Source organism: Armatimonas sp., assembly GCF_031410135.1.
Taxonomy (GTDB): Bacteria; Armatimonadota; Armatimonadia; order Armatimonadales; family Armatimonadaceae; genus Armatimonas.
The window spans coordinates 1-6,845 of record NZ_JANNYP010000157.1 but is presented as its reverse complement, the minus strand read 5'-3'; the positions used below and the strand labels follow the sequence as shown (position 1 = coordinate 6,845).

General features: G+C 59.4%; 8 protein-coding genes. 2 read left to right on the top strand and 6 right to left on the bottom strand.

Going from position 1 to position 6,845, the window contains the following annotated elements:
• The 4 genes from RMO15_RS05670 to RMO15_RS05655 all read right to left on the bottom strand — a co-directional run.
• On the bottom strand, nucleotides 1-635 hold a 635-nt coding region (locus RMO15_RS05670), incomplete at its 3' end, for a 1-deoxy-D-xylulose-5-phosphate synthase N-terminal domain-containing protein (RefSeq protein ID WP_309709022.1).
• 225 nt (nucleotides 636-860) lie between these two features.
• Nucleotides 861-1,643, bottom strand: coding sequence for a hypothetical protein (locus tag RMO15_RS05665; protein ID WP_309709020.1), 783 nt, complete (start codon nucleotides 1,641-1,643; stop codon nucleotides 861-863).
• Between the two features lie 45 nt (nucleotides 1,644-1,688).
• Nucleotides 1,689-1,889 (bottom strand): hypothetical protein, encoded by a 201-nt coding sequence (locus RMO15_RS05660; RefSeq protein ID WP_309709018.1) that lies wholly within the window; start codon nucleotides 1,887-1,889, stop codon nucleotides 1,689-1,691.
• Between the two features lie 4 nt (nucleotides 1,890-1,893).
• The gene (locus RMO15_RS05655; protein WP_309709015.1) at nucleotides 1,894-3,711 is read right to left on the bottom strand and encodes a prolyl oligopeptidase family serine peptidase; all 1,818 of its coding nucleotides are present in this window, start codon (nucleotides 3,709-3,711) and stop codon (nucleotides 1,894-1,896) included.
• A gap of 61 nt (nucleotides 3,712-3,772) precedes the next feature.
• Between RMO15_RS05655 and RMO15_RS05650 the strand changes: the two genes are divergently transcribed.
• Nucleotides 3,773-4,036 (top strand): hypothetical protein, encoded by a 264-nt coding sequence (locus RMO15_RS05650; RefSeq protein ID WP_309709013.1) that lies wholly within the window; start codon nucleotides 3,773-3,775, stop codon nucleotides 4,034-4,036.
• Nucleotide 4,037: 1 nt separating this feature from the next.
• On the top strand, nucleotides 4,038-4,826 hold the full coding sequence (locus RMO15_RS05645) for an alpha/beta hydrolase-fold protein (RefSeq protein WP_309709009.1): 789 nt from the start codon (nucleotides 4,038-4,040) through the stop codon (nucleotides 4,824-4,826).
• Between the two features lie 131 nt (nucleotides 4,827-4,957).
• On the opposite strand, the gene RMO15_RS05640 is transcribed toward RMO15_RS05645, so the two are convergent.
• Together RMO15_RS05640 and RMO15_RS05635 are read right to left on the bottom strand one after the other, a co-directional pair.
• Complete coding sequence (locus RMO15_RS05640; protein ID WP_309709006.1) at nucleotides 4,958-5,815, bottom strand: RnfABCDGE type electron transport complex subunit D; 858 nt, start codon at nucleotides 5,813-5,815, stop codon at nucleotides 4,958-4,960.
• A gap of 3 nt (nucleotides 5,816-5,818) precedes the next feature.
• Nucleotides 5,819-6,845: CRTAC1 family protein (locus RMO15_RS05635; RefSeq protein ID WP_309709004.1), on the bottom strand; the 1,027-nt coding region annotated here is incomplete at its 5' end.

The following is a 6,845-nucleotide window of genomic DNA, read 5'->3' as shown; positions in this document are numbered from 1 at the left end:
AGGTTGCGCTTGACCGAGCTCTCGATTTTTTGGTAGGTGGGCATCAGCCGCAGCTTGGCCAGATAGGTCGCCAGCGCCCCGACGTTCTCGGCGATACTCATCTCGTTGTCATTGAGTACGACAAGCATCTTGGTCTTCTGGTCGCCGATATTAAGCAGGGCCTCCAGCGCCATCCCGCCCGTCAGCGAGCCATCGCCGATAATGCCGATCACGCTCTCGTTGGAGCCACGCAGATCCCGCGCCTTGGCAAACCCTAGGGCGGCGGAGAGGCTAGTCGAGGCGTGTCCTGCACCAAAGAGATCAAACTCGCTCTCGTCGCGGCGCAGAAACCCGGAGATTCCCTGGTACTGCTTGATCGTGTGGAGCTGCTTCCAGCGCCCGGTGAGCATCTTGTGCGGGTAGCACTGGTGCCCCACGTCCCAGATGACCTTATCCTTGGGCAGCTCAAAGACTTTATAGAGCGCCACGGTCAGCTCGACCACGCCCAAGTTCGGCGCAAAGTGTCCCCCCACGCGGGAGATGGTCTGGATCAGCCCCTGGCGTACCTCGTTGCAGAGCGCTTTTAATTGGGCGGAGTCCATGCTCTTGAGGTCGGCGGGGCCGGTGAGCTGGTCGAGAATCGGAAAGGTATCCATAATTTTCACTTTTTACTTTGCTAAGCAAAGTTCTTCGCTGACATCCTACCGCAGCGGTGCGGCCTTGTCAAACACGTCTAAGGAATTCTAACACAGATACTTGGTTTTACGTTCCTAAAATCTCCACAGCGCCGCGTCATCTTCCCACGCCTAGTGTTTGTAAATGGTGCACCAGCCAGTCCACCGTGGGAAACAGGAACATCAACGCTTCAATGTACACCTCAGTTATGCAGGCCGGGTTTCAAAGGCAGCCGTGAGGGACACGGTTTCAGCGATTTCGCCATCGGGGCGAAAACGAGGGAACAGGGCGGTGAAGGTGCCGCGGGCGGTCAATGGCTTGCCGGGCGGGTAGCGCAGGGCCAGCTCCAGAGGGCCGGTGTAGGTGGTTGCGTTGCGATCATCCAGTATCAGTGTCGGTGCGCCTGTGAGAACAGCGGCGGCTTCTCCTGGCAGAGGCTCTAGCGTGAAGCTTCCCGTGAGCTTTCGAAATCCTCCCATGCCGTCCATCACGGCGGGCGGGTAGAGCACAGAGAGCAGGGGCTTGAGCGCGGCGGCATCCAGCATCTTGGTGGCCTTGGGGCGTGCAAAAAGAGCGGCAAGCTCGGGGGTAAAGACAATGGTCTCGATCACCGGTGTGCGGTAGTGGTTGATCTTGTTGCTCCCGAACGTCAGGAAGACGCGAAAACCAGACGTGGTAATGTCGGGGAGAACAGGCTCGCGTGGAGCTTTTGGTGCGGATGGGATGTCCAAATCCTTGAAGAAATCTTTGAGCTGACGCACCATGTCCGCCCCCATCGCAGCTGAATCCATGCGAAAGTAGCCGGGCTGCACAAAGGGGATGCCTGCACGGAGCACCTCGCCCTCGGAGGAGAGGACGAAGAAGGCGATATTGACATTATCTCCGCCAAGTCGTCCTTTCTCGAAGACTTTCTTCACCCCCGCAGGCATCTCCGAGAGGCGGCGACCGTTCCAGGATGTGACGATAAAAGGCTTGAGTAGCTCTAGCACCGCGGGCGCAGCGAGGGAACTCCCTCGCAGATGATCCGCGTTGGCTCAGCAGTGACCTTGATAGAAACTTGTCGCTGCGGAAACATTGGTGACCAGGATAAAAAAGACAGGCCGTCGCTCTTTCTTTCCTCGCACCTGCGCCGCCGCCAGGTCGGGTGCCCAGTCCATGGTGTAGAACGCCAGAGACGCACCTTTGGGCCGCGCTGTGGCGAACCGCTTCTCAATCTCCGAGAGTCGGGTATCCATGCGGCTATTTTACCGCTGTTTTTAGAAACGCGAGGATGCGCTCCATGTAGACAATCGCCTGCTCGGTGTTACCCACGCCGTGCCCGGCGTCGAACCAAAGCACCTCGATATTTTTGCCTAGCTCTTTTAACTGCGCCTCGTAGACCTCCATCTGGCGACGGGGACAGCGGGTGTCGTTGAGTCCCTGAATGACCAGGATCGGGGCTTGGATCTGTGCGGCGTAGGTGTGGGGCGAGCTGCGGTCCCAGAGCTCCGGGTTCTCTTCAGGGGTGCCGCCAAAGCTGGCCTTCATAATGCCCTGGAGCAAGGGCGAGGAGTCCTCGTAGGCCATGGCATTGTTGGCAAGCGCGACGTGCGCCACACCCGCCGTCCACAAGTCCGGGCGCTTTCCGACGGCAAGGAGGGTGAGGTAGCCGCCGTAGGAGCCGCCGGTAATCGCAATCTTGGCAGGGTCGGCGATGCCTTCACGGACGAGAAACGCGTGTGCAGCAGCGATGTCCTCCAGCTCCCAGTGGCCGACATCGCCCCAGATTTTCTGCAGAAACTCCCGCCCAAAGGTCGGCGTGCCCCGGTAGTTGACGGAGAGATAGGCAAAACCGCTCTCCACATAGGCCGCCCCCATCCCAAAGCTCTGGTTGGTCACCTGGTGCGGCCCACCGTGCAGATCAATGACAGTAGGAAACGGGCCGTCGCCCTCGGGAAGCGAGAGCCAGGCTTGCACGAGTACGCCGTCCGACGAGGGAAAGCTCACGGAACGCACCATCGTGCCTTGCGGAGCCTCGCCACCTGAGAGCACAACACGGCCCTCCCCAAGCGCGGTGAGCTGCATGAGCTGGCGTGGGGTCTGGGAGTTAGAAAAGAGCACGGACGCCATGCCGTCGTTGCTGAGCGTCGCGCCCAGGCCACCAAAGTACGTAATCGTGCCGGTGGGATGCTGCAAGTGCGTCAGCTTACCCGCTCCCCAGACCCACAGCTCGTGCGCCGCTTCCAGGCTCCGACAGAGCAAAATGCTCTTGGCGTTCGGCGACCAGCACAGCGGCACGACCTCGCCGGGAAGCGTTTCCTCATCGAGGAGAAGCTCGGACTCTCCCTGCGCCACATCCCAAACCATCGGACGCTTCACCCCTGACTCGTCGCTGGTGCAGAGCAACCGATAGTCCCCGACAATAGGAGAGAACGCTGTCGTCTCCAGGCTCGTTGGCCCACTCCCCTTCCAGCGTGCCAGTTCGTCGCCTTCCGAGTCAAGGGCCAGCAAGTCGTACTGTTGCTTTCCCGTGCGCTCGTTGGTGCAGACCACGCAGACCGCGCCATCGGCGGAGAGCACGGGGCCACGGAGCAGCGGTTTGCCTTCGTGAAGAATCTTAGGAGCGCCTAAACGGCCATCCGCGGCGATGTCAACGGCGCACAAGTGGTAGCCCTCGCTGTCCACAAAGATAAACGCGATACGGTTGCCAGACGCGCTCATCGAGACAATCGGCAGCGGAAACGGAGTCAGCGACGACGAGTACGGCGCAAAGTCTGGTGTGAGGCTCTCTAGCTCGCCCGTTCCGTCGTAACGGAAACGAACGTAGTGGCCCTTCTCGTTGCCCTTGGTGTCTTTGAAAAAATAGAACCACTCGCTATCGGGTGAGAGCAGGCCAAAGCCACTGCCGACGCCCTCAGGCAGAAGCCGCCGCGTCTCGCCCGTCTGCGGGTTCCACGCGAGCGCCCCCCGCTGGCTGTGAAACGCCACGCCCCGCTCAGGCCGATTCGCCGCCACCTGCGGCCACACCACCGATCCCATCCGCGCAATCTGTTTCCAGAGTTCTGTCTGCTCGCTCATAACGGCATGATACCTGGTAACTGCAAAAGCACACTTTAAAGGGGATGCGGTACACTAGCCCATGCCAAAGTTTCGGATCACGTACCACACGGCGGGCGGTAGCTTCCGTCGAGAACTGGACGCCCCCGATGCCGCCCAGGCAGAAGCGGCGGCCTGGGCGACACTCGCGGTAGACCCCATTCGCTACGAGAGCGAACACACCTCGAACCCCAGCGAGAAGATCTCGTTTCTGATTCGCCCTGCCTATGTCGCCGCGATCTCGGTAGAGAACGAGCCTATCAAGGAGACGGACGGGCGCAAAGCGGGTTTGCTAGGTAGTCGCTGAGATGGGTCAGGAGCTCCCGGAGCGCCACACGCGAACGGGCCTGTTTCGCATCCATCCCGACTTCGCCTCCCAGCACCTCAAGCCGCGTCGCAAGGTCTTGGTTTACCTACCACCAGGCTACTACGAGAGCCCCGAGCGGCGCTACCCGGTGCTCTACCTCCACGACGGCCAGAACCTCTTTGATGGCAACACCTCGTTTATCCACGGCCAGGAGTGGCGTGTGGACGAGACGGCAGAGCGGCTGATCCGCGCGGGCAAGCTCGAGCCACTGATCATTGTCGGAATCTACAACACAGGGGCGGATCGCCTCCCGGAGTACACGCCAACGCGTGATAAGCGTGGCCGTGGCGGCAATGGCGAGCTCTACAGCAAGTTCCTGACCGATGAGCTAAAGCCGTTTATGGATCGTACCTATCGAACCCGAACGGATGCGGCTAACACTGCCCTCGGTGGCTCGTCGTTGGGCGGCTTGATCTCGCTCTGGGTGGGCCTCAAGCGCCCCGATGCCTTTGGAAAACTAGCCATCCTCTCGCCGTCGGTGTGGTGGGATGAGAAAGCAATTCTCAAGGCAGTTGTAAAAAAACTCCCCCTCAAGCTCTGGGTAGATATCGGCACTGCTGAGGGCGATACCGCCCTCCCCGATACCCGGCTCCTGCGCGACTTGCTCAAGGAAAAAGGCTGGAAAGAGGGCACCGATCTGTCCTACCACGAGTTCGAGGGAGCCGGACACAACGAAGCGTCTTGGGCAGCCCGCTTCGACCAGGTTCTGCTGTTTCTGTTTCCCCGATGAAACGCCCCGTGAACGGGGCGTCTAGTTAGCCTACGGCTGTGAAGCCCGTGCTGGGCTGGGGAATTTGTAGCCCGGCACGGGCTTTGCGGCACGCAGTGCCATTACAGACGCCGCATTTCATACGGTGGAATTTAGTGGGCGCTCTTCTTGGCCTGCCGCGCTTTGTAGATCTCGATGAGGTTGGCCGTTGGGCCCATGAGAGTTAGTGCGAAGTATGGGGCGTGGCTGGCGATATGGACGTTCCAGTTTTTCCCCCACTGGCGCAGCACAAACTCCATCGCCGCCACCAGAAACGCGACCAGCATCTGCCCCTTCTTGGAGTGCACCGTGGTCTTGGGATCGGTGATCATGAAGAAGATAAAGAGCTGGTACATCGGGCCGGTGATCGGAGCGATCTCGAACTTAAAGGCATTGACTAGGCTCATGTCGTGGTTGAGCAAGGCACGGATCAGCGCGAAGCCAAAGAAACAGAGAATATAGGTGGCGCAGATATGGAAGCGCTTGAGGCGGTAGATAATCACCGAGCCCAGGATCCAGACCACGATCCCCGCCCAGACATGGTTGCCAAACTGGAACGAGAGCGTGTACATGGACTGCGGCGCGAGCAGGAGCAAGAGCACAATCGCCAGGTTCGAGGGATTCCAGAGATGGCGACCATCCACGCGGATCACGTACTTGCTGATCACCGAGAGCGCCGGCGCGACGATAAAGGGCCACCACTCGGCGGAGCGCACCAGGATGCCACAGGAGATCCCGGAGACATAGGCACTTGCCAGATGCGGCATCTTTTTGTTCGTGATAAAGCCAAAAATCGCCTCGGTGAGGATGCTCACGATAATGCAGACGGCGGTTTTTTGCCAGTCGGCGAGCATTCCGGTGGTGAAGTGCCCCACGAGCAAGATGCAGCTAATTAAAATCGGGGCGACGTACTTGCTATCTATTTGAAAGCTGCGCTTCGCGGGTGCGTTTGCAGTAAGAGCAGGTGTCATTTTTTAAGAATTGCTTTCTTTAACAGTAAGAATCTCATCGGCTTTCGGTGCCGTGATGGTTTGTATTTTACCGCCTGGCCAGCGGATTTCCACTTTTTCGACTGCGGATTCCGTGCCAAGGCCAAAGTGAACGCGCGGGTCGTTCTGAGCGCAGAAGCCCACGCCGCCGGTGACCACCTGGCGCTGCTTCATGCCCTTCCAGTAGCACGTAACACTCGCTCCAATGCCGTCGTTCCGACTTTCTAGCTTCACCTTCAGCCAGTGGTTTTTCGGACCGGCCTGCGTTTTATAGATCAAGAAGGGGCCGCGCTGGTTGGCGACCAGAATATCCTGCGTCCCATTGTTGTCGATATCAGCCAGAGCAACCGCACGGCCATCGTAGAGATCCGTCGCCCCGACCGCCTGTGCCACTTCGTTGAAGCGCCCTGCCCCATCGTTGAGCCAGACACGTTTCTGCTGGTAGCCCGAGAGGCTGCGGCCCTTGAGCGGTGGCCAGTTGGCCACATCATCAATAATCACCGCGCCGCCGCCCGTGAGCGTAGCATAGTCATACCAGTAGGTCTGGTTTTTATCGGCGGAGATGTAGCCATTGGTGAGGTAGATATCCTGAAAGCCGTCGTTGTTGAGGTCGCCAAACTGCGCCCCAAAGCTCCAGCCCCCCTTCTCCACCCCAACTGCATCCGCCAGGTTCTCGTACTCCAATGTCCCCTTCGGGGCATCTTCTTTGGGTACCCAGAGGTTGTTGCCCTGCATCACCTGACCATCTTCCCAGATATTGGAGACATAGACCGAGAGCCGCCCATCGTTGTAAATATCGCCAAAGGCCGCGTTCATCCCGCTCTTGGCCTGCTTGGCGACCCCGGCGGCTTTCCCAATATCCGTGAACTTCTTGCCGCCGTCATTGAGCCAGAGCTCGGGGACACCGTAGTCCGACGCGAGAAAGAGATCCGGGTAGCCTGTGCCGCGCAGATCCGCCGCAATCGCCGCCAAGAGCCAAGACTTATTGGTCATGCCCATCTCTTGGGTCGTG

Bases quoted from the DNA above. Each gene is read 5' to 3' on its own strand.
- RMO15_RS05660 (WP_309709018.1), bottom strand. From the start codon at position 1,889: ATGGATACCCGACTCTCGGAGATTGAGAAGCGGTTCGCCACAGCGCGG.
- RMO15_RS05655 (WP_309709015.1), bottom strand. From the start codon at position 3,711: ATGAGCGAGCAGACAGAACTCTGGAAACAGATTGCGCGGATGGGATCG.
- RMO15_RS05650 (WP_309709013.1), top strand. From the start codon at position 3,773: ATGCCAAAGTTTCGGATCACGTACCACACGGCGGGCGGTAGCTTCCGT.
- RMO15_RS05645 (WP_309709009.1), top strand. From the start codon at position 4,038: ATGGGTCAGGAGCTCCCGGAGCGCCACACGCGAACGGGCCTGTTTCGC.
- RMO15_RS05640 (WP_309709006.1), bottom strand. From the start codon at position 5,815: ATGACACCTGCTCTTACTGCAAACGCACCCGCGAAGCGCAGCTTTCAA.